This window comes from Streptomyces sp. NTD91 (assembly GCF_059510455.1).
This window is the reverse complement of sequence record NZ_JCAJZW010000046.1, coordinates 13,809-39,532: the sequence shown is the minus strand read 5'-3', so window position 1 is coordinate 39,532 and position 25,724 is coordinate 13,809. Positions and strand designations below refer to the sequence as shown.

23 protein-coding genes are annotated in these 25,724 nt (G+C 71.0%); 9 read left to right on the top strand and 14 right to left on the bottom strand.

The window, feature by feature from the left end; translation table 11 throughout:
* Positions 1-21: 21 nt before the first annotated feature.
* The 4 genes from AC5WRT_RS32415 to AC5WRT_RS32400 form a co-directional block, all read right to left on the bottom strand.
* Positions 22-1,710 carry a glycoside hydrolase family 13 protein gene (locus tag AC5WRT_RS32415; RefSeq protein WP_496092373.1) on the bottom strand — a complete coding sequence of 563 codons (1,689 nt, stop codon included), beginning with the start codon at positions 1,708-1,710 and terminating at the stop codon, positions 22-24.
* Positions 1,711-1,879: 169 nt separating this feature from the next.
* Positions 1,880-2,785: a sugar ABC transporter permease gene (locus tag AC5WRT_RS32410; protein ID WP_496092372.1), complete on the bottom strand. Its 906-nt coding sequence runs from the start codon at positions 2,783-2,785 to the stop codon at positions 1,880-1,882.
* Between the two features lie 19 nt (positions 2,786-2,804).
* Entirely contained in the window at positions 2,805-3,809 is a 1,005-nt protein-coding gene (locus AC5WRT_RS32405) for a carbohydrate ABC transporter permease (RefSeq protein ID WP_496092371.1), read from the bottom strand.
* A 100-nt stretch (positions 3,810-3,909) separates the two neighbouring features.
* Positions 3,910-5,187, bottom strand: coding sequence for an extracellular solute-binding protein (locus tag AC5WRT_RS32400; protein WP_496092370.1), 1,278 nt, complete (start codon positions 5,185-5,187; stop codon positions 3,910-3,912).
* Between the two features lie 343 nt (positions 5,188-5,530).
* Here AC5WRT_RS32400 and AC5WRT_RS32395 point away from each other — a divergent pair, with 343 nt between their 5' ends.
* A complete protein-coding gene (locus tag AC5WRT_RS32395; RefSeq protein WP_496100860.1) occupies positions 5,531-6,565 on the top strand; it encodes a LacI family DNA-binding transcriptional regulator in 1,035 nt (344 codons plus the stop codon).
* 68 nt (positions 6,566-6,633) lie between these two features.
* On the top strand, positions 6,634-7,506 hold the full coding sequence (locus AC5WRT_RS32390) for a phosphatase PAP2 family protein (RefSeq protein ID WP_496092368.1): 873 nt from the start codon (positions 6,634-6,636) through the stop codon (positions 7,504-7,506).
* Here the strand turns inward: AC5WRT_RS32390 and AC5WRT_RS32385 are convergent.
* The 3 genes from AC5WRT_RS32385 to AC5WRT_RS32375 all read right to left on the bottom strand — a co-directional run bounded on the left by AC5WRT_RS32385 (position 7,494) and on the right by AC5WRT_RS32375 (position 12,047).
* Positions 7,494-10,487 carry a bifunctional [glutamine synthetase] adenylyltransferase/[glutamine synthetase]-adenylyl-L-tyrosine phosphorylase gene (locus AC5WRT_RS32385; protein ID WP_496092367.1) on the bottom strand — a complete coding sequence of 998 codons (2,994 nt, stop codon included), beginning with the start codon at positions 10,485-10,487 and terminating at the stop codon, positions 7,494-7,496. The two genes, AC5WRT_RS32390 and AC5WRT_RS32385, sit on opposite strands and share 13 nt — an antisense overlap.
* 40 nt (positions 10,488-10,527) lie before the next feature.
* A complete protein-coding gene (locus AC5WRT_RS32380) occupies positions 10,528-11,421 on the bottom strand; it encodes a DUF72 domain-containing protein (RefSeq protein WP_496092366.1) in 894 nt (297 codons plus the stop codon).
* Positions 11,422-11,678: 257 nt separating this feature from the next.
* Positions 11,679-12,047, bottom strand: a complete 369-nt coding sequence (locus AC5WRT_RS32375; protein ID WP_496092365.1) for an STAS domain-containing protein — start codon at positions 12,045-12,047, stop codon at positions 11,679-11,681.
* A gap of 140 nt (positions 12,048-12,187) precedes the next feature.
* Between AC5WRT_RS32375 and AC5WRT_RS32370 the strand changes: the two genes are divergently transcribed.
* Positions 12,188-12,517 carry a helix-turn-helix transcriptional regulator gene (locus AC5WRT_RS32370; protein WP_496092364.1) on the top strand — a complete coding sequence of 110 codons (330 nt, stop codon included), beginning with the start codon at positions 12,188-12,190 and terminating at the stop codon, positions 12,515-12,517.
* Positions 12,518-12,653: 136 nt separating this feature from the next.
* Here AC5WRT_RS32370 and glnA read toward each other — a convergent pair whose 3' ends face one another.
* Positions 12,654-14,015 (bottom strand): type I glutamate--ammonia ligase, encoded by a 1,362-nt coding sequence (gene glnA, locus AC5WRT_RS32365; protein ID WP_496092363.1) that lies wholly within the window; start codon positions 14,013-14,015, stop codon positions 12,654-12,656.
* Between the two features lie 325 nt (positions 14,016-14,340).
* On the opposite strand from glnA, the gene AC5WRT_RS32360 reads away from it, so the two are divergent.
* A complete protein-coding gene (locus AC5WRT_RS32360; RefSeq protein ID WP_496092362.1) occupies positions 14,341-15,534 on the top strand; it encodes a globin domain-containing protein in 1,194 nt (397 codons plus the stop codon).
* Between the two features lie 857 nt (positions 15,535-16,391).
* On the opposite strand, the gene AC5WRT_RS32355 is transcribed toward AC5WRT_RS32360, so the two are convergent.
* Positions 16,392-16,847 carry an RrF2 family transcriptional regulator gene (locus tag AC5WRT_RS32355; protein WP_496092361.1) on the bottom strand — a complete coding sequence of 152 codons (456 nt, stop codon included), beginning with the start codon at positions 16,845-16,847 and terminating at the stop codon, positions 16,392-16,394.
* A gap of 151 nt (positions 16,848-16,998) precedes the next feature.
* Here AC5WRT_RS32355 and AC5WRT_RS32350 point away from each other — a divergent pair, with 151 nt between their 5' ends.
* The 3 genes from AC5WRT_RS32350 (at position 16,999) to AC5WRT_RS32340 (ending at position 20,485) form a co-directional block, all read left to right on the top strand.
* The gene (locus AC5WRT_RS32350) at positions 16,999-17,676 is read left to right on the top strand and encodes a thioredoxin-like domain-containing protein (protein WP_496092360.1); all 678 of its coding nucleotides are present in this window, start codon (positions 16,999-17,001) and stop codon (positions 17,674-17,676) included.
* Positions 17,676-18,308, top strand: a complete 633-nt coding sequence (locus tag AC5WRT_RS32345; RefSeq protein WP_496092359.1) for a DUF305 domain-containing protein — start codon at positions 17,676-17,678, stop codon at positions 18,306-18,308. The genes AC5WRT_RS32350 and AC5WRT_RS32345 overlap by 1 nt, the downstream gene beginning before the upstream one ends.
* A 233-nt stretch (positions 18,309-18,541) precedes the next feature.
* Positions 18,542-20,485: a S53 family peptidase gene (locus AC5WRT_RS32340; RefSeq protein WP_496092358.1), complete on the top strand. Its 1,944-nt coding sequence runs from the start codon at positions 18,542-18,544 to the stop codon at positions 20,483-20,485.
* Between the two features lie 56 nt (positions 20,486-20,541).
* Here AC5WRT_RS32340 and AC5WRT_RS32335 read toward each other — a convergent pair whose 3' ends face one another.
* On the bottom strand, positions 20,542-20,745 hold the full coding sequence (locus AC5WRT_RS32335; RefSeq protein WP_496092357.1) for a DUF397 domain-containing protein: 204 nt from the start codon (positions 20,743-20,745) through the stop codon (positions 20,542-20,544).
* Entirely contained in the window at positions 20,717-21,580 is an 864-nt protein-coding gene (locus AC5WRT_RS32330; RefSeq protein WP_496092356.1) for a helix-turn-helix domain-containing protein, read from the bottom strand. The genes AC5WRT_RS32335 and AC5WRT_RS32330 overlap by 29 nt, the downstream gene beginning before the upstream one ends.
* Positions 21,581-21,691: 111 nt before the next feature.
* Here AC5WRT_RS32330 and AC5WRT_RS32325 point away from each other — a divergent pair, with 111 nt between their 5' ends.
* Both AC5WRT_RS32325 and AC5WRT_RS32320 read left to right on the top strand, forming a co-directional pair.
* Positions 21,692-21,913, top strand: coding sequence for a hypothetical protein (locus AC5WRT_RS32325; RefSeq protein WP_496092355.1), 222 nt, complete (start codon positions 21,692-21,694; stop codon positions 21,911-21,913).
* A complete protein-coding gene (locus AC5WRT_RS32320; protein ID WP_496092354.1) occupies positions 21,910-22,284 on the top strand; it encodes an ATP-binding protein in 375 nt (124 codons plus the stop codon). The genes AC5WRT_RS32325 and AC5WRT_RS32320 overlap by 4 nt, the downstream gene beginning before the upstream one ends.
* 182 nt (positions 22,285-22,466) lie before the next feature.
* On the opposite strand, the gene AC5WRT_RS32315 is transcribed toward AC5WRT_RS32320, so the two are convergent.
* The 3 genes from AC5WRT_RS32315 to AC5WRT_RS32305 form a co-directional block, all read right to left on the bottom strand.
* Positions 22,467-23,684 carry an MFS transporter gene (locus AC5WRT_RS32315; RefSeq protein ID WP_496092353.1) on the bottom strand — a complete coding sequence of 406 codons (1,218 nt, stop codon included), beginning with the start codon at positions 23,682-23,684 and terminating at the stop codon, positions 22,467-22,469.
* A gap of 96 nt (positions 23,685-23,780) precedes the next feature.
* On the bottom strand, positions 23,781-24,830 hold the full coding sequence (locus AC5WRT_RS32310) for an endonuclease/exonuclease/phosphatase family protein (protein WP_496092352.1): 1,050 nt from the start codon (positions 24,828-24,830) through the stop codon (positions 23,781-23,783).
* Between the two features lie 190 nt (positions 24,831-25,020).
* Positions 25,021-25,650, bottom strand: coding sequence for a TetR/AcrR family transcriptional regulator (locus tag AC5WRT_RS32305; RefSeq protein ID WP_496092351.1), 630 nt, complete (start codon positions 25,648-25,650; stop codon positions 25,021-25,023).
* Between the last annotated feature and the right edge of the window lie 74 nt (positions 25,651-25,724).

Below are 25,724 nucleotides of genomic sequence, written 5' to 3'. Positions count from 1 at the left end.
GCGGCGGGCCCTCGGCCGGTGTCACTCCGCGGTGGTCCACCAGACGGTCGTGTCGGCCGGGACCTTCGTCTCGTCGCCGGTCTCGGTCACCTCGCCGCTGGCCAGCAGCACCCGGCCGTACGCCGGGGTCGTCACCGACTCCCCCGAGGTGTTGGCGACGCAGACGAACTCACCGCGCCGGAAGGCGAGGACGCCCTCGGGGGCGCGCAGCCACTCCACGGCCTCGCCCGCGCCCAGGTCGGGCTGCGTCCGGCGGGCGGCCAGCGCGGCACGGTACAGCTCCAGCGTCGAGCCGGGCACACCCGTCTGCGCCTCCACGCTCAGCTCGCCCCAGCCGGCCGGCTGGGGCAGCCAGCTGCCTCCGCCGCCGAAACCGTACGAGGAGCCCTCGCGGGTCCACGGGATCGGGACGCGGCAGCCGTCGCGGAAGCCGTCCTGCCCGGCGCCGCGGAAGTACGCCGGGTCCTGGCGCACCTCGTCCGGCAGGTCGACGACGTCCGGCAGGCCCAGCTCCTCGCCCTGGTAGATGTACGCCGAGCCGGGCAGGGCCAGCATCAGCAGCGTGGCCGCCCGCGCCCTGCGCAGGCCCAGTGCGCGGTCGCCGGCCGTGCGGATCTGGGTGCCGAGGCCGGGCGGGTTGGCGAAGCGGGTGGCGTGCCGCGTGACGTCGTGGTTGGACAGGACCCAGGTGGCCGGGGCGCCGACCGGGCGCATCGCCTCCAGGGTGCGGTCGATGACCGTGCGCAGTTCCTTCGCGTCCCACTCCGTCGACAGGTACTGGAAGTTGAAGGCCTGGTGCAGTTCGTCCGGGCGGACGTAGAGGGCGGTGCGCTCGACGGTCGGCGTCCAGGCCTCGGCCACGAAGATGCGCTCGCCCGAGTACTCGTCCAGGATCCGGCGCCACTGCCGGTAGACCTCGTGCACGCCGTCCTGGTCGAAGAACGGCATGACATCGTTGCCCAGCAGCTTGAGCTGGTCGTGCGAGCCGAGGTCGGGCAGCCCGTCGGCCTTCACCAGGCCGTGGGCCACGTCGATGCGGAAGCCGTCGACGCCCATGTCCAGCCAGAACCGCAGGATCGAGCGGAACTCGTCGCCGACGGCCGGGTGCTCCCAGTTGAAGTCGGGCTGCTCGGGGGCGAACAGGTGCAGGTACCACTCGCCGGGGGTGCCGTCCGGCTCGGTCACCCGGGTCCAGGCCGGACCGCCGAAGATGGACTCCCAGTCGTTGGGGGGGAGTTCACCGTCCTTCCCCTTGCCGGGGCGGAAGTGGTAGCGCTCGCGCAGCGGGGAGCCGGGGCCCTCGGCGAGGGCGCGCCTGAACCACTCGTGCTGGTCGGAGGAATGGTTCGGGACGAGGTCGACGATGATCCTGAGTCCCAGCTCATGGGCGTCGCGGATCAGCGCGTCGGCGTCCAGGAGGTTGCCGAACATGGGGTCGACGGCACGGTAGTCCGCGACGTCGTAGCCCGCGTCGGCCTGCGGGGAGGCGTAGAAGGGGCTGAGCCACACGGCGTCCACGCCGAGGTCGCGCAGGTACGGCAGGCGGGAGCGTACGCCTTGCAGGTCGCCCATGCCGTCGCCGTTGCTGTCGGCGAAGCTGCGCGGATAGACCTGGTAGATGACCGCGTCCCGCCACCAGTCGCGGCGGCGGTCGGCGACGGCGGCAAAGGCGGCGTGGGGGGCCGGTGCGGCGGAGTGCTGCTGGCTCATGGCGTCCTTGATTACTGAGGGAGTTCGGGTCATGGGCGCGTGGGTGGTGCGGCGGCGGAGGCGGACCGGGGAAGGGTGCGAGGCGGCCGCGGTGACAGCGGGGTCGGATGGGCACCGCGGCCGCCTACCCGCGCGCACCCGGCGCGCGGGAGCCTCGGTCGAAGGGCCGTCAGCCCTTGGTGCCGCCGGCGGTCAGGCCGGTGACGAGGTTCTTCTGCACGAGGTAGAAGAACACCGACACGGGTATCGCGATCAGCACCGCGGTGGCGGCCATGTAGTTCCACTGTGCGTCGTGCTCGCTGACGAAGGTCTGCAGACCGACGGCGAAGGTGTACTTGGAGTCGTCCAGCATGAAGGTCGTCGCGAAGGCGACCTCGCCGACGGCGGTGATGAAGTTGTAGAAGGCTGCGACGGCCAGGCCCGGCCGGGCCAGCGGCAGGATCAGCCGGAAGAAGGTGCCGAACGGGCTGAGCCCGTCGACGCGTCCGGCCTCGTCGATCTCGAAGGGGATGGTGTCGAAGTAGCCCTTGAGCAGCCAGGCGCTGTACGGCACGGCCGTGGTGCAGTTGATGATGATCAGCGCCCAGTAGGTGTCGATGAGGTCGAGCCGGCTGAAGATCTCGTACATCGGCACGATCAGGATGGCGATCGGGAAGGCCTGGGTGAGCAGCAGCACCCACATCAGCTGCTTGTAGCCGGGAAAGCGCATGCGGGAGACCGCGTAACCGGTGGTGGCTGCGACCAGGACACCGATCAGGGTGGTGCCGAGAGCCACGATCATCGTCGACTTGAACCAGTCGAAGAAGCCGGTGTGCTCCAGCACGAAGCTGTAGTTGGAGAAGCCGGCCTTGGCCGCGATCCTGCCCGGGTGCAGGTAGTCGTCCTTGTCGGGGCCGAGCGACAGGTAGATCAGCCAGGCCACCGGGGCGAGTGCGATCAGGCTTGCGACGGCGAGGCCGCCGTGCAGCAGTGCGGCGCCGAGCGGGCCGCGTTCGCCGCGCCGGCGCACGCGCCGCAGGGGCTGTGCTGCGGGGGCGGGCCCGGCCTCGGTCTTTTCCAGGGTCGTGGTGCTCATGGCGGCGGCTCCTGCGGCGTCAGACGGCGAGCTGGTCATTGCGCTTCAGCCAGCGGAAGTAGAAGGAGGTGAAGACGGTGATGATGGACAGCAGCAGTACGCCGTACGCGGCGGACTGGGCGAAGTCGCGCGGCTGCTGTCCGAAGCCCAGGAAGTAGGCCCAGGTGACGAGGATCTGCGCGTCGGGGGCGCTGGTCGGGCCGAACAGCAGGAAGATGATGGCGAACTGGTTGAAGGTCCAGATGATGCCGAGCAGGACGACGGTGGAGCTGACCGAGCGCAGACCGGGCAGGGTGACGTGCCGGAAGCGCTGCCAGGCGCTCGCGCCGTCCATCTCGGCGGCCTCGTAGAGCGAGGAGTCGATGGACTGCAGGCCGCCGAGCAGCGAGAGCATCATGAACGGCACACCGCACCAGGTGTTGACCATGATCGCGGCGAACCGCTGCCAGAAGGTGTCCTCCAGCCACTGCGGCTGGGGCACGTGGACGGCGTGCAGGATCTGGTTGATCACTCCGGAGTCGGAGAGCATGATCCGCCAGGAGAAGACGGTGACGAAGGTCGGCACCGCCCAGGGCAGGACCAGCAGCACGCGGTAGAAGGTGCGGCCGCGCAGCTTCTCGTTGAGCATGAGCGCGAGGCCCAGGCCGATGGTGTAGTGCAGGGCCACACAGGCGGCCGTCCAGACGACGGTCCACAGGAAGTGCGACCAGAACCGGTCGTACGACAGCGGGCCGAACAGGATGTCCTTGTAGTTGTCGAGCCCGATGAACTTGTAGGTCGCCGGGATGTGGTTGACGCCGATCGTGCGCGCCGAGTTGAGGCTGTTGGCGTCGGTGAGGGTCAGGTACACACCGCGGAGCAGCGGGTAGCCCACGATCACGGCGAGCACGACGACCACCGGAGCGATCATCGCGTAGGCGTACCAGTACTTCTGGTAGCCGTTCTTGACGCGCTGCCCCAGCCCGGGCCGAGGCGCGCGGTCACCGCGGCGCTTGCCGGTCGCGCGGTCGATGGCGACTGTCATGGTTCGACACCTTCAAAGGATCAAGAAGTTGGGCTGGGCACAGGGCGGTGGCCGCCGGATCCTTCCCCTCCTTCGAGAGGATCCGGCGGCCACCCGGGCGTCACTTGCTGAAGTCGGGCACCAGCTTCGCGATGGCGGCCTGGGCGTTGCTCAGGCCCTGGTCCAGCGACTCCTTGCCGCCGGCGATCTTCGGCAGCTCGGTGTCGAGCGGACCCCACAGGGAGCTGTACTCGGGCAGCGCCGGGCGGGGCTGGGCGGCGGGCAGCACGGACTGGTAGCCGGCAATGCCCGGGTCGGCCTTGACCTGCGCCGTGTAGGCGTCCGAGCGGGTCGGCAGGGTGGAGTTCTTCAGGGCGATGGTCTCCTGGGAGGAGGCCGAGGTCATGAACTTCACGAACTTCAGCGCCGCCTGCTGGTGGGCCTTGTCCGAGCCGGCGTACACCGCGAGGTTGTGGCCGCCGGTCGGGGCGCCCGCCTTGCCGGTGGAACCGGCCGGGACGGTGGCGATGCCCAGGTTGGACTTGTCCTGGAAGGCGCTGCCCTTGTAGAAGTTCGTGATCTCCCAGGGGCCCTGGATGATCGCGGCGACCTTGCCGTTGACGAACGCGTCCTGGATGTGGGCGTAGGCGTCGGCGGTGGTGTCCGCCTTGTGCAGGCCCTTGCCGGAGAAGGTGCTCAGCCAGGTGGCGTAGGCCTTCTTCGCGGCCGGCGAGTCGACGGTGATCTTCTTGGCCGTCGCGTCGACCGTGTCGGTGCCCTCGCCGTAGAGGAAGGTCTGCGCGTAGTAGGCCTGGGTGGAGCCCCAGTAGCCGTACTGGCCGGTCTTGGCCTGGACCTTGGCGGCGTCGGACTTCAGCTCGTCCCAGGTCCTGGGCGCCTCGGTGATGCCGGCCTTCTTGAACAGGGCCTTGTTGTAGACCAGCGCGAGGGTGTCGGTGACCAGCGGCACGCCGTAGGTCTTGCCCTGGTACTGGGCCTGCTTGATCAGGCTGGGCTGGAACTTGGCCTGGTCGGCGAGGGCCTCGGTGCCGTCGAGCGGCAGGAAGTAGCCCTTCTTCGCGAATGCCGGGGTCCAGCCGACCTCGGAGCGCAGCACGTCCGGGGCTCCCTTGGAGCCGGCCGCGGTGTCGAACTTGTTCTGCGCCTGGTCGAAGGGCACGTTGACGTACTTGACCTTGATGTTCTTGTTGGCGGCCTCGAACTTCTGGACCAGGGCCTTGTACGTCGGCGCCTCGTTCGTGGCGTTGGAGGTGTCCCACCAGGTGATGGTGACCGGGCCGTCCGACTTACCGCTGCCGCTGTCGCTCCCGCTGCCGCAGGCCGTCGCCGCGAGGGCGAGGGACGCCACCAGCGCGGAGGCCGCTATGCCACGCCGCATGAGTTCTCCTTGAGGGTTAAAGCCCGTGATGCAGGGCGGTCCCGTCCGCCGTCCCTGCCGTCTTGCCGACTGCGCCGTTGCGGCCGCCGGGCGACCAGGAACGTAACAGCGTTGTAAGCGTTGCGAAAGACCTTGCAGAAAAAAAGTGCAAGGGAACACGATGGTTACCCTGTCGTTACCGCTCAGCGGTCGACGGAGACTTGTGCAAGACTCTGCAAGCTCTTGCCACCATCCACTTCGAGGGAGCCCGATGAGGCAGCAACCCAGGGCGAGCCGTCCGGCCGCTCGTATCCGGCGTCCCGTCGGTGTGCAAGGCGACGTACGACCGGTACAGTCCAGTGCCGTGACCACACGGCTTGCCGACATCGCTGCGCAGGCGGGGGTGAGCGAAGCGACCGTCAGCCGGGTCCTGAACGGGAAGCCGGGCGTCGCCGACACCACCCGCCAGTCCGTGCTGGCCGCTTTGGACGTGCTGGGCTACGAGCGCCCGGTGCGGCTGCGGCAGCGCAGCGAGGGCCTGGTCGGGCTGATCACCCCCGAGCTGGAGAACCCGATATTCCCGGCCCTGGCCCAGGTCATCGGCCAGGCGCTGACCCGCCAGGGCTACACGCCGGTGCTCGCCACGCAGACCCCGGGCGGGTCGACCGAGGACGAGTTGACCGAGATGCTGGTGGACCGCGGGGTCGCCGGGATCATCTACGTCTCCGGGCTGCACGCGGACACCACTGCGGACATGTCCCGCTACGAACGGCTGCGGGGGCAGGGCGTGCCGTACGTGCTGGTGGACGGGTTCTCGCCGAAGGTGCAGGCGCCGTTCATCTCCCCCGACGACCGGGCCGCGATGACGCTCGCGGTGACCCATCTGGTGTCGCTCGGGCACACCCGGATCGGGCTCGCCCTCGGGCCGAAGCGGTTCGTGCCGGTGCAGCGCAAGATCGAGGGCTTCGTGCGGGCCGTGCAGGACCAGTTGGGGATCACTGCCGAGTCGGTCGAGACCGAGCTGATCCAGCACTCGCTGTACACGCTGGAGGGCGGCCAGGCCGCCGCGACCGCGCTGATCGACCGCGACTGCACGGCCGTGGTGTGCGCCAGCGACATGATGGCGCTCGGTGCCATACGGGCGGCCCGGCAGCGGGGCCTGGAGGTGCCCCGGGACGTGTCGGTGGTCGGCTTCGACGACTCCCCGCTGATCGCCTTCACCGACCCGCCGCTGACCACGGTCCGCAAGCCGGTGCCGGCGATGGGACAGGCCGCGGTGCGCACGTTGCTGGAGGAGATCGGTGGCACGCCCGCGCCGCACAGCGAGTTCGTGTTCATGCCGGAGCTGGTGGTGCGCGGTTCGACCGCTTCCGCACCCCATGTCGTCCGTACGTCGTAGAAGGTGCGTGGCGGACCCGACCTTGGGATGATCGGTCGAAGGAGCCTTGTCTGGCAGACTTGATGCCCATGAGTGACTCGACCGTGACGCAGTCGGAAGGTCGCGAGGAGGTGGCCGTTCCGCGGACCGTCACGGATGAGGACGAGCGGGACGCGCGCGGTTCCGCCGGCCGGCTGCGACGCCCGCGGCGCCCCCGGCTCTGGTTCGAAATCCTTCTGATCGCGGTGAGTTACTGGACGTACTCACTGATTCGCAACGCCGTCCCGGAGCAGAAGGGCAAGGCGCTGCGGAACGCCGACTGGGTGTGGCGCGCCGAGCACCATCTGGGTATCGCCGTCGAGCAGTCCGTCAACCACGGCATGAACTCGATGACTTGGCTGATCATCGGGCTGAACTACTACTACGCCACCCTGCACTTCGTCATCACGATCGGGGTGCTGGTGTGGCTGTACCGGTGGCATCCCGGCCGCTACTCGGCGGCCCGTCTGGTGCTGTTCGCCACGACCGGTGCGGCACTGCTCGGTTACTACCTGTTCCCGCTGGCGCCGCCGCGGCTGATGCGTGGCGGGCACTTCGTGGACACCGTGATGGTCCACCACACCTGGGGCTCGATGGCCTCCGGCGACCTGAAGGACATGTCGAACCAGTACGCCGCGATGCCCTCCATGCACATCGGCTGGTCGCTGTGGTGCGGGCTGACCGTCTTCGCGCTGGCGTCCGTGCCGTGGGTACGCGTGCTGGGCCTGCTCTACCCGGCGGCCACCCTGCTGGTCATCGTGTCCACGGCCAACCATTTCTGGCTGGACGCGGTGGGCGGCGTGCTGTGCCTGGCCTTCGGTTTCACCGTGGCGCGGGTCTGGTTCGGGGCGCTGCCGTACGCCCTGCCGAGGCGGGCGCCGGCCCGGGGAGCCGAGCCGGTGCCTTCGGCTCAGTCCGCGTAGAACAGCTCCTCCACCACCGTGCGGGCCCTGCGGGCGGTGCGGCGGTACGCGTCCAGCATGTCCCCGGCGTGCCCCTCGCCGTGGCCCAGGTAGCGGCCCACGGCGGCCAGCTCGCGGGGCTCGGTGGGGAAGGTGTCCCCGGCCCGGCCGCGCACCAGCATCACCGCGTTGCGCACCCGCGTCGCCAGTACCCAGGCCTCGTCCAGGATCTCCGCCTCCTCGGCGGACAGCAGCCCGGCCGCACGGGAGGCGGCCAGCGCGTCGCGGGTCCGGGTGGTGCGCAGACCGGACTGCTCCCAGCCGTGCCTGAGCTGGAACAGCTGGACGGTCCACTCGACGTCGGACAGCCCGCCCGGACCCAGCTTGGTGTGCAGCTTGGGGTCGGCGCCGCGCGGCAGGCGCTCGGACTCCATCCGGGCCTTCAGCCGGCGGATCTCGCGCACGGAGTCCTCGCCGAGGCCGCCCCGCGGATAGCGCAGGGGGTCGATCAGCTCGATGAAACGACGGCCCAGTTCCTCGTCCCCGGCGACCGGCTCGGCCCGCAGCAGCGCCTGGGACTCCCAGACCAGGGACCAGCGGCGGTAGTACGCCTCGTACGACTTCAGGGTGCGCACCAGCGGGCCCGACTTGCCCTCCGGGCGCAGGTCGGCGTCGATGAGCAGCGGCGGGTCGGCGCTGGGCAGCGCCAGCAGGCGGCGCATCTCGGCGACGACCTTGTTCGCGGCGGCGGACGCCTCGTGCTCGTCCACGCCGTCCTGCGGCTCGTGCACGAAGACGACATCCGCGTCCGAGCCGTAGCCCAGCTCGTGACCGCCGAACCGGCCCATCCCTATGATCGCGAACCGGGTGGGCAGCGTGTCGCCCCAGCCGTCGCGGACCACCGCGCGCAGGGTGCCCGCGAGGGTGGCGGCGGTGAGGTCGGAGACGGCCGCTCCGACCCGGTCCACCAGGGCGCCCTGGTCGGCCTCGGCGGGGCTCGTCTCGGTGCCGTAGGAACCGACGATGTCGCCGGCGGCCGTGCGGAACAGCTCGCGCCGGCGGACGCCGCGAGCGGCGGTGACGCCCTGCTCGGCGTTCTCCGCGCGGCCGACGGCGGCCAGGATCTCCTGCTCCAGGGCGGCGCGCCCGCGCGATGCGAGGCCGCCGCCGTCGCCGTCGCCGAGCAGGGCCACCGCCTCGGGGGCGCGCATGAGCAGGTCGGGGGCGAGACGCCCCGCCGACAGCACGCGGGCCAGGTTCTCGGCCGCGGCGCCCTCGTCCCGCAGCAGGCGCAGGTACCAGGGGGTCTTGCCGAGCGCGTCGGAGACCTTGCGGAAGTTCAGCAGACCCGCGTCCGGGTCCGCCGAGTCCGCGAACCAGCCGAGGAGGACCGGGAGCAGGGTGCGCTGGATCGCCGCCTTGCGGGTCACGCCGGAGGCCAGGGCCTCCAGGTGGCGCAGGGCGGCCGCCGGGTCCGCGTAGCCGAGGGCGACCAGGCGCTCGCGGGCCGCCTCGGGGCTCAGGCGGGCCTCGCCCGGGGCGAGCTGGGCCACCGCGTCGAGGAGCGGCCGGTAGAAGAGCTTCTCGTGCAGCCTGCGTACGACCCCCGTGTGCCGCTTCCACTCGCGGTTCAGCTCGGCCACCGGGTCCGTGCGCAGGCCCAGTGAGCGGCCCAGGCGCCGCTGGTCCTCCTCCGCCACGGGCACGAGGTGGGTGCGGCGCAGGCGGTAGAGCTGGATGCGGTGCTCCATCGAGCGCAGGAAGCGGTACGCCTCGTCCAGGCGGGCGGCGTCGTCGCGGCCCACGTAGCCTCCGGCGGCCAGCGCCTTGAGGGCGTCGAGGGTGGTGCCGCTGCGCAGGGCGGGGTCGGTGCGGCCGTGCACCAACTGCAGGAGCTGCACGGCGAATTCGACGTCACGCAGGCCGCCGGGGCCCAGTTTCAGTTCGCGTTCGATCTCGGCGGCGGGGATGTTCTCGACGACGCGGCGGCGCATCTTCTGCACGTCGGCCACGAAGTTCTCGCGCTCGGCCGCCTTCCAGACCAGCGGTTCCAGCGCGTCCACGTAGGCCTGGCCGAGGTCGGCGTCCCCCGCCACCGGGCGGGCCTTGAGGAGGGCCTGGAACTCCCAGGTCTTCGCCCAGCGCTGGTAGTAGGCGAGGTGGGAGGAGAGGGTGCGGACCAGGGGGCCGTTGCGGCCCTCGGGGCGGAGGTTGGCGTCCACCGGCCAGATGGAGCCCTCCACGGTGGTCTCGGAGCAGATCCGCATGAGGTGGGAGGCGAGGCGGGTGGCGGAGGTGAGGGCCTTGCTCTCGGGGGTGCCCTCGGCCGCCTCGGCCACGAAGATCACGTCCACGTCGGAGACGTAGTTCAGCTCGTGGCCGCCGCACTTGCCCATCGCGATCACCGCGAGGCGGCAGGCCGCGGCATCCTCCGGGGCCTGCGCCCGGGCGAGGGAGAGCGCCGCGCGCAGGGTGGCGGTGGCGAGGTCGGCGAGTTCGGCGGCCGTCTCGGCGACGCCGGTGGTGCCGCACACGTCGCGGGCGGCGATGGAGAGCAGGCAACGGCGGTAGGCGACGCGGAGGGTGACGGGGTCGGCGGCCTCGGCCAGGCCGCGCTCGAACTCGGCGACGCCCGGGTGCAGGTCCTGCGGTTCGTAGGTGACCAGGGCGTGCCAGTCGGCCGGGTGGCGGGCCAGGTGGTCGGCGAGGGCGGCGGACGCGCCGAGGACGCCGAGGAGGCGGTCGCGCAGGGGCTTGGCCGCGATGAGGGTGTCCAGCAGTTCCCGGTGGGCCGTAGAGCTCGCCTGGGCCTCCAGGAGGCGGACCAGGCCGTGCAGGGCGAGGTCGGGGTCGGCGGTGGCGCCGAGGGCTTCCAGGAGGACGGGGTCGTTGCGGACGGGGGCGAGTTCCGGACCGTCGAGGAGGCGCTCCGCCGCGGAGGGGTCGGTGAAGCCGTGTCGGAGCAGGCGGGTGAAGGTGGTGCTTCTGCGCCCCGGCGTCATGTCCGCGGCCTCCCCTCGATGCGGTCGTCCTGGCCAGAGCCTAGCCGGAGGGGGGCCGGGGGGCTTGGGGGGCGGCACGTCCCCCGTCCGCCGTGCGCGGTCGCGGCACCGTCGGGCCCAGCAGGTCGCGCAGGGCTTGCGCCGCCTTCGGCGCCGCGTCGCCGCAGCAGTTGTTGAACAGGGCGTGGACCTCCGCGGTGGCCGCTGCCAGGGATCGGATGCGGGGGAGCCACTCGGTGAGTTCCGGGGTGGTGTAGGTGTGCCGGAAGCGGTCCTCCTTGCTGCCGGTGCCCCAGTGCGGGCTGCAGCCGTGGAAGCGGACCAGGGCCAGGCGGGGTGTGGTGACGGGGGCCGCCGGGGGGAGGCCGGGGGCGTCCACGGCCACGGCTGTGGCGTCGAGGTCCCGCAGGAGGGCGGCCGTACGGTCGCTGCGCCACCAGGCGCGGTTGCGGAACTCCACGGCGAAGGGCCAGTCCCGGGCACGTTCCCTGGCGGCGCGGATGAAGGCCTCGGCCTCCGGGCCGGGGGCGAGGCCCGGCGGGTACTGGAAGAGGAGGGTGCCGAGGCGGCCGGCGTCGCGGAGGGGGGTCATGGCCTCGGCGTAGCGGGTCCAGACCTCCCCGAGGAGGCCCTCGTCGCGGGGGCGGTCGCGTAAGTCCCGGGGCAGGGCGGCGGGGCGGGTGGGGTGGCCGGTGAGGAGGGAGAAGGCCTTGACGTCGAAGCGGAAGCCCGGTGGGGTGCGGTCCGCCCAGAGGCGCGTGGTGCGGGGCCCGGGGAGGGCGTAGTACGGGGAGTCGGCCTCCACGACGGGGAAGCGGGCCGCGTAGTGGCGCAGGCGGCCTTCCGGGCCGCGGTGGCCGGGCGGGTACCAGCCGCTCGTCAGGAGTGCGCGGTCGGTCCAGCCGCAGGTGCCCACGAGGATCCTCGCTGTCATGGGAGCGGGAGTACCCGGCGTCCGTCCGCTCCTCACCGGCGACGTCGACCTGCCTGTGCACGGTGACCACCGTGCGCGAGAGCGTCGCATGCCCGTCCCGCTGCCCCGACGGCAGCCGCATCGCCTCCAAGGAGCGGGTCCCGCCACGGCGCCGGCCTGCACCGGGTCCCGGCGGACGGTCCAAGAAGGCCCCGGCGGATCGCGCCGGCCGCGGTCCCACCGGCGTACCCGTGCCCGAGCGCGCACTTCAGCGGGACTCAGGAGACGGCGGCGTCGTCCACGGTCTCCCGGATCTCCAGGACGGTGTCGGCTCCGGTGATCGCGAGCAACCGCTGAAGCTGCGGTGTCGGCGCGGCCACCCGCAGGGTGCCCGTCTGGTGGGTGAGGATCAGCAGATTGAGAAGCGACGAGTCCGCGAAGACAATGCCGGAGGCGTCCAGGACCACCTTCGGATGGTTCCTGACGGCGGCTTCCAGTGCGTCCGCCAGGGGCGGCACCGACTGCATGTCGTAGGAGCCGCGAGCGACGACGACCCAGGCACCGCGCCACGCGTACTGGGTCGACGCAGCTCCCGGGTCGGACCGGCCGGCCAGGTCCGAGCCGTGCTTCCCGCCTGTGTTGCTCATGAGCCTTGGCATGACGGCCTCGTCCCAGGACACCTTCGGGCTCCTTCCATGGCTCTTCATCACGGGAAGATGTCAGCGAATACCTGAAATCTATGTCATGTATCTAGGTTCCTGCAATGGCGTCCCCTAAAATGCAGGGCATGGTTGGAGTGCCCGAACCTCACACCGGATGGACGTTCATCACCAACCACGCGCGCGTACTGGCAGCCATCGCCGACAACCCGAACGTCCGGATCCGCGACATCGCTGCCCGCTGCAGACTCACGGAGCGTGCCGTCCAGCGCATCATCTCCGATCTCGAGCAGGACGGTTACCTCTCCCACACCCGGGACGGGCGCACGAACACCTACCGCATCGAGCCGGACAAGGTGCTGCGCCATCCGGCGGAGGCCGGCCTCTCCGTGGCCTCCCTGCTCTCCCTGCTCGTGCGGGACGAGACCGAGCGCTTCAAGAAGCCGGTCGCCCCTTGAGGCGCGTCCGGCGAGCGCCGACGGCTCGAAGCGGTGGCCCGCAGAGGGCCCGGAGCGTACGAGAGGCGGCGGGGCCACCGGTCCGCGACCGCCGGCCCCGCCGCCTCTTCGACGGAAAACCTGTCCTGACCCGCGCCTACAGCACCGGCAGGTTCTTCTTCAGCTCGAACGCCGTGACCTCCGAGCGGTACTCCTCCCATTCCTGGCGCTTGTTGCGCAGGAAGAAGTCGAAGACGTGTTCGCCGAGGGTCTCGGCGACCAGGTCGCTGCCCTCCATGAGGGTCAGCGCCTCGCCGAGGTTCTGCGGGAGCGGCTCGATGCCCATCGCGCGGCGCTCGGCGTTGGACAGGGCCCAGACGTCGTCCTCGGCGCCCGGCGGGAGCTCGTAGCCCTCCTCGATGCCCTTCAGGCCGGCGGCCAGGAGGACGGCGTAGGCCAGGTAGGGATTCGCGCCCGAGTCCAGGGAGCGGACCTCCACGCGCGCGGAGCCGGTCTTGCCGGGCTTGTACATCGGGACGCGGACCAGGGCGCTGCGGTTGTTGTGGCCCCAGCAGATGTACGACGGGGCCTCGCCGCCCGCGCCGGCCGTGCGCTCGGAGCCGCCCCAGATGCGCTTGTAGGAGTTCACCCACTGGTTGGTGACCGCGGAGATCTCCGCCGCGTGCCGCAGCAGACCCGCGATGAAGGAGCGGCCGACCTTGGAGAGCTGGTACTCGGCGCCCGATTCGTAGAACGCGTTGCGGTCGCCCTCGAAGAGGGACAGGTGGGTGTGCATGCCGGAGCCGGGGTGCTCGGAGAAGGGCTTCGGCATGAAGGTCGCCTGCACCCCCTGCTCGAGCGCGACCTGCTTCATGACCAGGCGGAACGTCATGATGTTGTCGGCCGTGGACAGGGCGTCGGCGTAGCGCAGGTCGATCTCCTGCTGGCCGGGCGCGCCCTCGTGGTGGGAGAACTCCACCGAGATGCCCATCGACTCCAGCATGGTGATCGCCTGGCGGCGGAAGTCCATCCCGACGTTGGTCGGGGTGTGGTCGAAGTAGCCCGAGTTGTCCGCCGGGGTGGGGCGGGAGCCGTCCAGCGGCTTGTCCTTCAGCAGGAAGAACTCGATCTCGGGGTGGGTGTAGAAGGTGAAGCCCAGGTCGGAGGTGCGGGCCAGGGCGCGCTTCAGCACGTACCGGGGGTCGGCGAAGGACGGGGAGCCGTCCGGCATGAGGATGTCGCAGAACATGCGGGCGGTGCCGGGAGTCTCCGCGCGCCAGGGCAGGACCTGGAAGGTGGACGGGTCCGGCTTGGCGATCATGTCGGACTCGTAGACCCGGGCGAAGCCCTCGATGGCCGAGCCGTCGAAGCCGATGCCCTCGTCGAAGGCCTGCTCCAGCTCGGCGGGGGCCACGGCGACGGACTTCAGGAAGCCCAGCACGTCCGTGAACCACAGGCGTACGAACCGGATGTCGCGCTCCTCCAACGTCCGGAGCACGAACTCCTGCTGCTTGTCCATCTTCCGATTCCCCATCCTTGCTGGTCAGGCCGCCTGTCCTCGGTCCCTCGGGAGGCGGTCGGCTCCTGAGCATCCCACCACAACACCGTTTCGTGCGCGTTGCGGACCTTGATCGCGGACGCGTCCTCGGCCTGAACGCCTCTCGTACGGCGGATGTACTGCCGTGTCGCCCATCTTGCCTGCTCGGACCGACATCCGTAATGGGCGATCCGCATCCGGCACGAGCAGTCCGGTTCGCGGAGTGAGGGATACCACGCCCGTTTAATTTGCATCGAGGATGCAACTTTTCTTAGCGTACTGATCAGTCGAGTAGCAAGGAGTTCCGATGCTGACCGAGCAGTCCGCAGCCACCGTCCGCGCCACCCTTCCCGCCGTCGGCGCGGCCATCGGCGACATCACCGAGCGCTTCTACGCCCGGCTCTTCGCCGCCCACCCCGACCTGCTGCGGAACCTGTTCAATCGCGGCAACCAGGCCTCCGGCGCCCAGAAGCAGGCCCTCGCCGGTTCGATCGCCGCGTTCGCCACGCACCTGCTGGAACACCCCGACCAGCGGCCCGACGCGATGCTCGGCCGCATCGCCCACAAGCACGCCTCCCTGGGCGTGGCCCCCGAGCACTACCCGATCGTCCACGAGCACCTCTTCGCCGCCATCGCCGAGGTCCTCGGCGACGCCGTCACCCCCGAGGTCGCCGCCGCCTGGACCGACGTCTACTGGCTGATGGCGAACGCGCTCATGGCGATCGAGAAGCGGCTGTACGAGGAGAGCGGCAGCTCCGGGAGCCGGCCCTGGGAGGTCGTGGAGCGCGTCCAGGAGACCGCGGACGTGGTCACGTTCCGGCTGCGCCCGGCCGACGGCGGCCCGGTCCGCGACTTCCGCGCCGGACAGTACGTCTCCGTCCAGGTCGAGCTGCCCGACGGCGCCCGCCAGATCCGGCAGTACAGCCTGTCCGGCGCACCCGGCGAGACGCTCCGCCAGTTCAGCGTCAAGCGCTTGCAGGGTGACGACGCCACCCCCGACGGCGAGGTCTCGAACCACCTCCACGCGCACGTGCGGGCCGGCGACGTCCTGGACCTGTCCGAGCCGTACGGCGACCTCGTCCTGGACGCCGACGCCGAAACGCCCCTGCTGCTGGCCTCGGCCGGCATCGGTGTGACCCCGATGGTCGCGATGCTGGCCGACCTCGCGGCGAGCGGCCACGCCTCTGCGGTCACCGTGGTCCACGGCGACCGCTCCCCCGCCGACCACGCCCTGCGCACCGACCACGAGACGTACGCCGGAAAGCTCGCCGAGGCGTCCGTGCACTTCTTCTACGAACAGGACGCCGAGCCGGGCACCCGCACCGGCCTCGTCGACCTCGCCGACATCGCCGTACCGGCCGGCACGCGCGCGTACCTGTGCGGACCGCTGGCGTTCATGCGCGCGGTGCGCGGCCAGCTGATCGAGAGGGGTGTGGCCCCGGCCGACATCCACTACGAGGTGTTCGGCCCGGACCTGTGGCTGGCCCGGCAGGGCAGCTGACCGGTCGGCCGGTCGGGTCGCGCCCGCCGGCCACCTCGGTCACCTTGTTCATGCGCGGTGACCGCCCGTCGACCAGGGCCCGGTGGTCGGCGCCACGGCCGTACGGCCACGGGGCCGCGCCGACCGGCAGCAGCCCGGCGTGAGCGGCGAAGGACTGCACCAGCCCGCTGTCAGCAGGCAGCGTGCGCGGACGGGATCCAGCGGGCGGCGTCCGCCCACCCATCTCGTGGTCCGTGGGGTGCGGGGCCGGCTGGGCGACCGTGTGGACGACGTCGGCCGGGTCCTTCATGCCGAACGCGACGCTCGTGCACCGGTTGCCGGACGTGTCCTTGGAGAGGGCCCCGATCACGCCGCGGCAGCCCCTGCTCCGCTCGACCAGCGCGGTCAGGTCCGGACCGACCATGCCGGAACCCGCGCAGTGCGGGCCGCCCGACCGTGTGACCTCGGTGCAGCCGCCGACGTGTGCGGGGAACGCCTGGCCCCCGGTGCCCGTCCCCGTCGCCGCCGAGGGCGACCTCGCCAAGGGTGTCGGCCCGCTCGGCGGGTACGGCCGACGCGCGCCCCGCCGTTGCGGCCGCCGTCTCGTGCCGCGTGCGGTGCGCCGCACGCGGCCGGGAGGCCGCCCCCGTCCCCGCCTCCACGGCCACGGCCACGGCGCCGGCGACGGCCGTCGCCATCGGTCCCCGGCGTCGCGGTCGCCGTGCGGCGGCCCCGGGTCCAGCCGCGACCGGCTGGTGCGCCCCCGGCTCTTCTCGAACCCCCCGACGAACTCGTTCCACCGTTCGTCGCCCGTCCCCCGGTTCCCCTCCCACGCGCGCACCCCGACCCCGTCGATGAACGCGATGCGCCGGGAACCGTCAACCGCCCTGCGGCCCCCGGGAGATGCCCAGCAGCAGCGGTCCCGTCGGGGCGGTGACGATGTCCGACACGGTGACCGGGTCCAGCGCCGCGTAGAACGCCTCCTGGGCCCGGCGCAGCGCACCCCGCAGGCGGCAGCCGGCGCTCAGGGGGCAGGGGGCCGTACCCGCCGTGCCCTCGCAGTCGACGACGTCCCCCTCGCCCTCGAAGGTGCGGACCACGGCGCCGACCGAGGCCGTGCGGCCCTTCTCGGTCAGCGCCAGACCGCCGCGCCTGCCGCGCCTGGTGTCGACCAGACCCAGGTGCTGGAGTTCGGCGACGACCTTCGCGGCGTGCGTATAGGGCACGTCCATGTCCTCGGCGACCTGGCGGGTGGTGGGCGTCGGGGCGTCGCCGGCCACGGCCAGTCGCATCAGGACGCGCAGGGCCAGGTCGGTGGAGCGCAGGAGCCGCATACCACGAGCCTAGGTAATGCGCATCCTTCGTTCAAATTTTCTCCCGGTCACTCTTTGCTTGCGTCCTGTCTGCGGAAGTGGGCTCCTTCCCCACTACGATCAGCGGGCCCCACCCTTCCCGTTGCCGTCTCTTTCCCCAGAAGGACACCTCATGGGTTCCGCCAAGAACACCGACGCGACGCGCAAGGCGCGCATCGAGGAGATGCGTCGCGCCGAGCGTGCGCGCGAGCGCCGCAACCGCGTGGTCACCATCGCCGCGAGCGTGGTGGTCGTCGCCGGCCTCGTCGTCGGCGGTGTGGTCCTCGTGAACTCCCAGTCCGGGAAGAAGAAGGACACCGTGAGCGACTCCAAGCCCGCCGGGAGTTCCGGGGACGCCGGGCACTGGATCACCGGCAAGGACGGGGTGAAGACCTGGTCCGGCAAACTGACCCGGACGCACGTGCAGACCAAGGTGTCGTACCCGATGCACCCGCCCGTCGGCGGCAACCACAACCCGGTCTGGGCGACCTGCGACGGCACCGTCTACACCAAGCCGCTGCAGGACGAGAACGCCGTGCACTCGTTGGAGCACGGCGCGGTCTGGGTGACGTACACCAGCAAGGCGCGCAAGGCGGACGTCGACGCGCTCGCGGCGAAGGTGAAGAAGACGCCGTACTCGCTGATGAGTCCGTACGAGAACCAGGCGGCGCCGCTGATCCTGTCGGCGTGGGGCCACCAGGTGACCGTCAGGAGTGCGTCGGACCCCGAGGTGGACAAGTTCTTCGCCGCCTACGTCCAGGGCCCGCAGACCCCGGAGCCGGGCGCCGCCTGCACCAGCGGGGCGATGTAGTGAGGCGGCGGCACGTCGGCTGGATCGCCGGAGCCGCGGCGGCGGTGCTCGTCGCGGCCGGCGCCGTCACCTATGCGGTCGCCGAGGACCTGGGCGGCTCGGCCCCGAAGGTGCCGGGCGCGGAGTCGGCGGACGCCGGGTTCGCCCGGGACATGGCCGTGCACCACCAGCAGGCCGTGGAGATGTCGTACATCGTCCGGGACCGCACGAGGAATCCCGAGGTGCGGCGGCTGGCCTACGACATCGCGCAGACGCAGGCCAACCAGCGCGGCATGCTGCTGGGCTGGCTGGACCTGTGGGGCCTGCCGAAGGTGTCGGCGAAGCCGCCGATGGCCTGGATGGGCATGGGCGGCATGCCCGAGCGCGGGGACGGCTCACTGATGCCGGGCATGGCGACGAACACGGAGCTGAACAGGCTCCGGTCGCTGGACGGCAAGCAGGCAGAGGTCCTCTACCTCCGGTTGATGACGGATCACCACAAGGGCGGGATCCACATGGCCGAGGGGTGTGTCCGGAAATGCACCGTCGGCGTGGAGAAGCGGCTGGCGCAGGGCATGGTCGACGCACAGCAGTCGGAGCTTCAGGTGATGGCGCAGATGCTCAAGGAGCGGGGCTCCGCGCCGCGTTCGTGAAAGCGGGACAGCGGTTTCGTAATCGACCCGTGAGGACAAAAAGGGCCAAATCACTGTACCTGACGGTTACTTGAGCTTCTCTTGACCATTCCCTTCCCCTGACATGAACGGTTCATCGAAAGAGTGACCCCCATCGTGTGATCCATACGGTCGGCCGAACCGCCGCGGGCCGGCACGCGGACGCATGACGCACCAGCCACTACATGCATGCGAACCGCATCGCAGGGGGTTCTATGAGATCCAACCGCGCCAAGCTGCGCGCCGTGAGCATGGCAGCGACACTGCCCATGGTCGCCGGCGCGCTGGCGCTGGGCATACCCGCGGCACACGCCGCGGACAGCCCCGCCCGTGAGGCACTGAAGGGCACCAAGCCGCTGTGGGCCACGGCCAGGGCGGACAAGGGCGCGACGTCCGACAGCGCCAAGGTGAACGCCCGGGTCTACCTGGCCGGCAAGGACGCGGCGGGCCTCGCCGCCTACGCCAAGGCCGTGTCCGACCCCAGCTCACCGCTGTACGGCAAGTACCTGAGCGCCAAGAAGGCGCAGGCCGCCTTCGGGGCCACCAAGGCCCAGGTGGCCGCCGTCAAGTCCTGGCTGACGTCGGCCGGTCTTGAGGTCACCGAGGTCACCCAGCACTACGTCGCCGTCTCCGGTGACGTGGCCGCCGCGGAGAAGGCGTTCGGCACCCAGCTGCACAACTACGCGAAGGGCTCGGCGACTTACCGCGCCCCCGCGCAGACGGCCACCGTCCCGGAAAGCCTGAAGGGCGCCGTCCTGACCGTCACCGGTCTGGACAGCGCTCCGCACAAGGCGAACCACGACGACCAGCTGCCGCCGCCGGACGCCGTGTTCAAGAACGCCGGGCCGTTCTCCTCGTACTACGGCTCGAACATCGCGAGCACGCTTCCGGACGCGTACGGCCAGAAGATCCCGTACGCCATCAAGGGCTACACCGGCAAGCAGCTGCGCGCCGCCTACGGCGCCGGCGCCTACACCGGCAAGGGTGTCCGCGTCGCCATCACGGACGCGTACGCCTCCCCGACGATCGCCTACGACGCCGGCACGTACGCGGTGAAGAACGGCGACGCGGCCTGGAAGACCAGCCAGCTGCACCAGGCGCTGCCGAAGAACTACACCAAGACCAAGGAGTGCGGCGCGGCCGGCTGGTACGGCGAGGAGACCCTCGACGTCGAGGCCGTGCACGCCGTCGCCCCGCACGCCGACGTCACGTACGTCGGCGCGGCCTCCTGCTACGACGACGACCTGCTGGACTCGCTCAGCAAGGTCGTCGACAACCACCTGGCGGACATCGTCTCCAACTCCTGGGGCGACATCGAGGCCAGCCAGACCCCGGACCTCGCGGCCGCCTACGACCAGGTCTTCCAGCTGGGCGCGGTGCAGGGCATCGGCTTCTACTTCTCCTCCGGTGACAACGGCGACGAGGTCGCCCACACCGGTACGAAGCAGGTCGACACCCCGGCCAACTCCGCCTGGGTGACGGCGGTCGGCGGTACGTCCCTGGCCGTGGGCAAGGGGAACACGTACGAGTGGGAGACCGGCTGGGGCACCGAGAAGGCGACCCTGTCGGCCGACGGCAAGAGCTGGACCAACTTCCCCGGCGCCTTCACCTCGGGCGCGGGCGGCGGCACCAGCAAGACGGTCGCCGAGCCGTACTACCAGAAGGGCGTCGTCCCGGACGCGCTCGCCAAGGCCAACAGCGCCGACGGCAACCGCGTGGTCCCGGACATCGCGGCCATCGCCGACCCGAACACCGGCTTCCTGGTCGGCCAGACCCAGACCTTCCCGGACGGGTCCCAGCAGTACAGCCAGTACCGCATCGGCGGCACCTCGCTCGCCGCTCCGGTCATCGCGGCGGTCCAGGCGCTGGCCCAGGAGGCGCGCGGCGGCAAGGCGATCGGCTTCGCCAACCCGACGATCTACGCCAAGTACGGCAAGCACGGCGTCTTCCACGACGTCACGGACAACCCGACGGGCTCCGGCCTGGCGGTCGCCCGCATCGACTTCGCCAACGGCTACGACGCCGCCAACGGCCTGCTGACCTCGGTCCGCAGCCTGGGCAAGGACAGCTCCCTGTCCGCGGTGAAGGGCTACGACGACGTCACGGGCGTCGGCTCCCCGGCGAACGGGTACGTCCAGTCGTACGCGAAGAAGCGGTGACGCTCCGCTGAGCGGAAGGGGGCCCGGGGTCGCCGAGACTCCGGGCCCCCTTTGCGTTACTCGGACTTGAGTGAGGTGATGAAGGGGGTCCAGGCGGTGGGAGGGATGAGGAGGGTGGGGCTGCCGGGCACTTTTGAGTCGCGGACGGTGATGACGCCGGAGACGCCGGCGCCCACTTCGACACAGTTGCCGCCGTCACCGTTGCTGTAGCTGCTCTTGAACCAGAGAGCGTCACTCAAGTCGATCCGGGTGCTTGCCATTTCGGTAATCCTCTGCCGCGGCCTTGATCATGGCGAGGGACGTGTCTGGTGACAGCGCGACGGCCCTGAGCCGATCGTATGCCTTGCGGTACTGCTTCACGAGGGCCGGATCATCGATGGTGTCGCCGCTGTAGGACGCCTCGGTGTAGATCAGCGGCGGGGCGTCCGGGAAAGTCATCACCATGATGGAGGCGGCCATAAGCGGGTACGTGCGGCACTTCCGCGGAATGATCTGCGGAGTGATCCGGCGCCGGTCGGCCAGCTCCACGATGTGGTCAAGCTGCGCGGTCATGTCCTGGGGAGACAGAAGCGGTTCGGTTACCAACGACTCGTGCAGGACCGCCCAGTACTCCGGGGTGGAGTGGTCCTCCTCGAACAGGCGGGCACGACCGAGCCGGGCCGTCACCTTCGCCTCGACCCACTCGTCGGAGGCCGCCGGGTGCGCCGACCTGACCAGCTCCCGCGCATACGGCGCTGTCTGGAGCAGCCCGGGGAACGCGATGGGGCACCACTCCTCGATGGACTCCGCGAACCTCTCGGCCTCCAGGACCTTCTCGAAGTAGGCGGCATGCGGCCCCCTCCGCGCCCTCCGCACATCCTCGCAATGCCGCTCGAAGAACCCGTCCGTCCTCAGGACCCGGTCCGCATGCCGGGCCAGGTCGAGCGGCATTCTCCGCTCCCCGCGCTCGATGTCGCTGAGGTAGGTCTTGCCGTAGAAGCTGCCCTCGAGAAACGCCTCCAGGGACAGACCCGCCGCCTCCCTCTTCCACCGCAACTCCTTGCCGTAGAAGGTGGGGACGCTCATCGAGCCGTCGATGTCCTTGCGCCGTGCCATCGCTCACCTTTCGCTGCCCCGGTCGCGAACGCGAAACCTCTTTTACGGTAGCCACCGGGGCGACAGTCTGTGAGGCGTTCGTCACAGACCGCACAGAAGGCTGCTCACCCCATGCCCGACCACTCCCCCACCGCCTACGACGTGACCCTCTGCGTGGAGGACCTCCGGTCCGCCCTCGCCCTGCACGGCATCACGCTCCCGTCCCTCCGTGTGGACCTGCCGAGCCTCGCGGGTGGGTACGGCCGGCCCGGCGGACTCGTCACGCTCGGGAACTGCAACACGGCCACGGCGCGGGCGCTGGCCGCCGCGCTCAGGAAGACGGCGGGTCAGTGAGGACGGCACTCGAACTCCGCTTGCTCGCCACGGCGAAGGCCGCGCCGGAGCTGCGCGACCAGCTCCGCGAACACGAATACGAAGTGCTCCTGGTCGCAACCGAGTTACTGACGAACGTCATCGACCATGTCGGCGAAGGCACCCCGGTGACCGTACGCGTCATGGCTACGGCGGCGGATCGCGGCCGTGTCCGCATCGAGGTGACCGACCCCGCTCCGCGCGCCCTGCCTGTCCGGCTGCCCGCAACGGAGACCGGGGAATCAGGGCGAGGGCTGGCACTGCTCGACGCGCTCGCCGAGCGGTGGGGCGTGGAGCAGTGGCCGGACAGGAAGACGGTGTGGTGCGAACTGCGGTCTGCCGAGTCGCCGTAGGGCCGCCCGGGAAAGTGGGGGCCCGACCGGTGCCGGTCCCATGGCCGACGGCATCCCGCCCAGCACCCGCGGGGCCCGGCACCGGTCCGGGCTCCGCCCCACGGCAACTCGCAAGCCGCCCCGGCAGCAGCCGCCCCCTCGGCTCACCTTCCAGCCGACCGAGTCGGATGGGCACAGCGCACTCAGTGGCGCAACGCCCCCGACCCCTCGGGAAGGTGGGCCGTGACGATCCGCCCTGCCGACGGGGTCACCCGGCGCCGGTCCACCGCCCACGCCACGCTCGCCACGCCCAGCCCCAGCACCGCCAGCATCGCGCCGGCCGGCGCGGGGGACGTCGTGCCGAGGCCCGCCGCCAGGGCGAGGCCGCCGATCCACGCGCCTCCGGCGTTCGCCAGGTTGAAGGCAGCCTGGTTGGCGGAGGAGGCCAGCGACGGGGCCGCGGCCGCCTTGTCCATCACCATCAGCTGGAGCGGCGAGCCCGTGACGAACGCCGCCGTCCCCAGCAGGGCCACAGCCAGTGCCGCACTCCACTGCGCCCTCATCAGCAGCGGAAACAGCAGGAGCACGAGTCCCAGCGACGTCAGGCCGCCGAACAGGGTGCCGCGCAGGGAGTGGTCCGCCAGGCGGCCGCCCAGGAGGTTGCCCGCCGTCGCGCCCACGCCGAACAGGGCCAGGAGCAGCGTCACGTTCGTCTCCGCGTACCCCGCCGACCGCGTCAGCATCGGGGTCACATAGCTGTACGCCGCGAAGAGCGCGCCGAAGCCCGCCACCGTCGTACCGAGGGCCAGCCAGACCGGCAGGGACTTCAGCGCGGCCAGTTCGTGGCGCAGGCCCGTCGGCGCCGCCGTGCGCCCCCCGTCACGCGGAACGAGCAGCGCCAGCGACGCGATCGCCGCCAGGCCGATCGCGCTCACGCCCAGGAAGGTGGCGCGCCAGCCCAGGTGCTGGCCGACGAGGGTCGCCACCGGCACGCCCGCGACGTTGGCGACCGTCAAGCCCAGGAACATCAACGACACCGAGCGCGCCTTGCGCTCCGGCGGGACCATCGCCGTGGCGACGACCGCGCCCACGCCGAAGAAGGCGCCGTGCGGCAGGCCGCTGAGGAAGCGGGCGGCCAGCAGCGCGTCGTTGCCGGGGGCGAACGCCGAGAGGGCGTTGCCCGCGACGAACAGCGCCATCAGGGCGATCAGCACCGTGCGGCGGGACATGCGCGCGGTGAGCGCGGCGAGCAGCGGGGCGCCGACCACCACGCCCAGCGCGTACGCCGAGACCAGGTGCCCGGCGGTGGGGATGGAGATGTGCAGGTCGTCCGCGACGTCGGGCAGCAGGCCCATCATCACGAACTCGGTCGTGCCTATTCCGAAAGCGCCGACGGCCAGAGCGAGCAGGGCCAGGGGCATGGAGGGCCTGTGCCTTTCGAGGTCAAGGGGGGCGATGTTCCGTACTGCTATGTTCAGCTGCGGAACAAAGTCTCACAGGCCCAGTATTCCACGGGGTTACGACGACGTGTCGAGCTTCACACGCGCAGCCACCGGAAGGTGGTCGCTGCCGGTGCGCGGCAGGGTCCAGGAGCTCTCCGGCTCCACGCCCCTGACCATGATCTGGTCGATCCGCGCCATCGGGAACGACGCCGGCCAGCTGAACCCGAAGCCGCTGCCCGCCGCGCCCTGGGTGGAGCGCATCTGCGAGGTGACCGCGTTGAGCGAACGGTCGTTCATCGTGCCGTTCAGGTCGCCGAGCAGGATCACCCGCTTGAGCGGTTCGGCCGCGATGGCCTCCCCCAGCGCGTCGGCGCTCGTGTCGCGCTGCCGGGCGGTGAACCCGGCCTCCACCTTCACCCGCACCGAGGGCATGTGGGCGACGTACACCGCCACCGGGCCCTCGGGGGTGGCGAGGGTGGCCCGCATCGCGCGCTTCCAGCCGAGCTTGATGTCGACCGACCGCACGTCGCTCATCGGGTACTTGCTCCACAGGCCGACCGTGCCCTCGACCGCGTGGTACCGGTAGGTCGGCGCGAGCGCCTTCTCGTAGACGGGTACGGCGGCGGCGGGGACCTCCTCCAGGGCCAGGACGTCCGCGCCCGAGGCGGCCACCTGGCGGGCGGTGCCGGTGGGGTCGGGGTTCTCGGCGTTGACGTTGTGGGTCGCCACCATCAGGTCGCCGCCGGCGCCGGTCTTGTCGGTGAGCAGCCCGCCGAAGAGGTTGAGCCACACGACGGCCGGGAGGAGCACGGCGACCAGCGCCGTCGCCGACCGGCGCAGCAGGCCGAGGAGCAGCAGCACCGGGACGGCGAGGCCCAGCCACGGCAGGAACGTCTCGGTGAGACTGCCGAGGTTGCCCACCCGGTTCGGGATGCGCGAGTGCAGCAGCATGACCAGGGCGAGGATCACGGCCAGCGCTGCCAGGACGACGCCGCGGCGCCAGATGCGTGGATCGTCCCGCCAGCCGGCGAGCAGCCGATGCAGCAGGCGCCGAAGCCGGGTTCCCGGTCGCTCGGGCCCCGAGCCGCCGCCTGCCGTCTCCGTCATGTACGCCTGCTGCGCCATACCGTCTGCCTCACTGCCTGCCGTGCACACACCGTCGTTCCCCCGTGCTCTTGTCGACCCTAGGGGATGACCGGTTCCGTTCCCGCCGTCCCGTGACGGCCGTACGGAAGACGATGACGAGCGAAGCGGGACGCGGAGTTCCGTCACTCCGGGGACACCCCGGGTTTGTGACGAAACGCGCACATCGGTGCTACGAGGCTGTCGAGCTGACGGGCCGTAGGCCGGCCAGGACCGCGTCGACGATCCGCTCCGCCAGGTCCTCGGGCAGGTCGCCGTCGGGGCGCAGCGTGGTGCGCACGAGCATGGGGCCGACGAACAGGTCGTTGGCGAGTTCCAGGTCGACGTCCGGCCGCAGTTCGCCGTTCTCCCGCCCTCGGCGCAGCACCTGCATCCCGAGTTCGCGCCGGGGCGCGATGACACTGGCGTGGTACGCCGACCAGAGCTTCGGGCTGTGCTTCATCTGCGCGTACACGTTGTGCAGGATCGCCGAGGTGCGCTGGACGAGCCCGCGTTGGCGCAGGGACTCCAGCAGCACCACGAGGTCGTCGCGCAGACAGGTGCCGGGGAGTTCGGGGTCGGGGGGTTCGGCGGCGCGTACGACGTCGACGAACAGTTCCTCCTTGCCGCTCCAGCGCCGGTAGATGGTGGCCTTGCCGACGCCGGCCGTACGCGCGACGCGCTCGATGGAGAGTTCGGCGAGCGGTACGCCGTCCTCCAGGAGCTTCATCACGCCTTCCAGGATGGCCCGTTCCACGGCCTCGCTGCGGGGTCGTCCCCGCGCGGGCCCGTCCGGTCGCGGCCGGCTCTCGGCAAGGCTCACGTCGTTTCCGTCCTCTCACTGTGCTGCGGGAATTGTCCCGCAGCCGCCTCCTTCCCCCGTGTACGACCGGATAC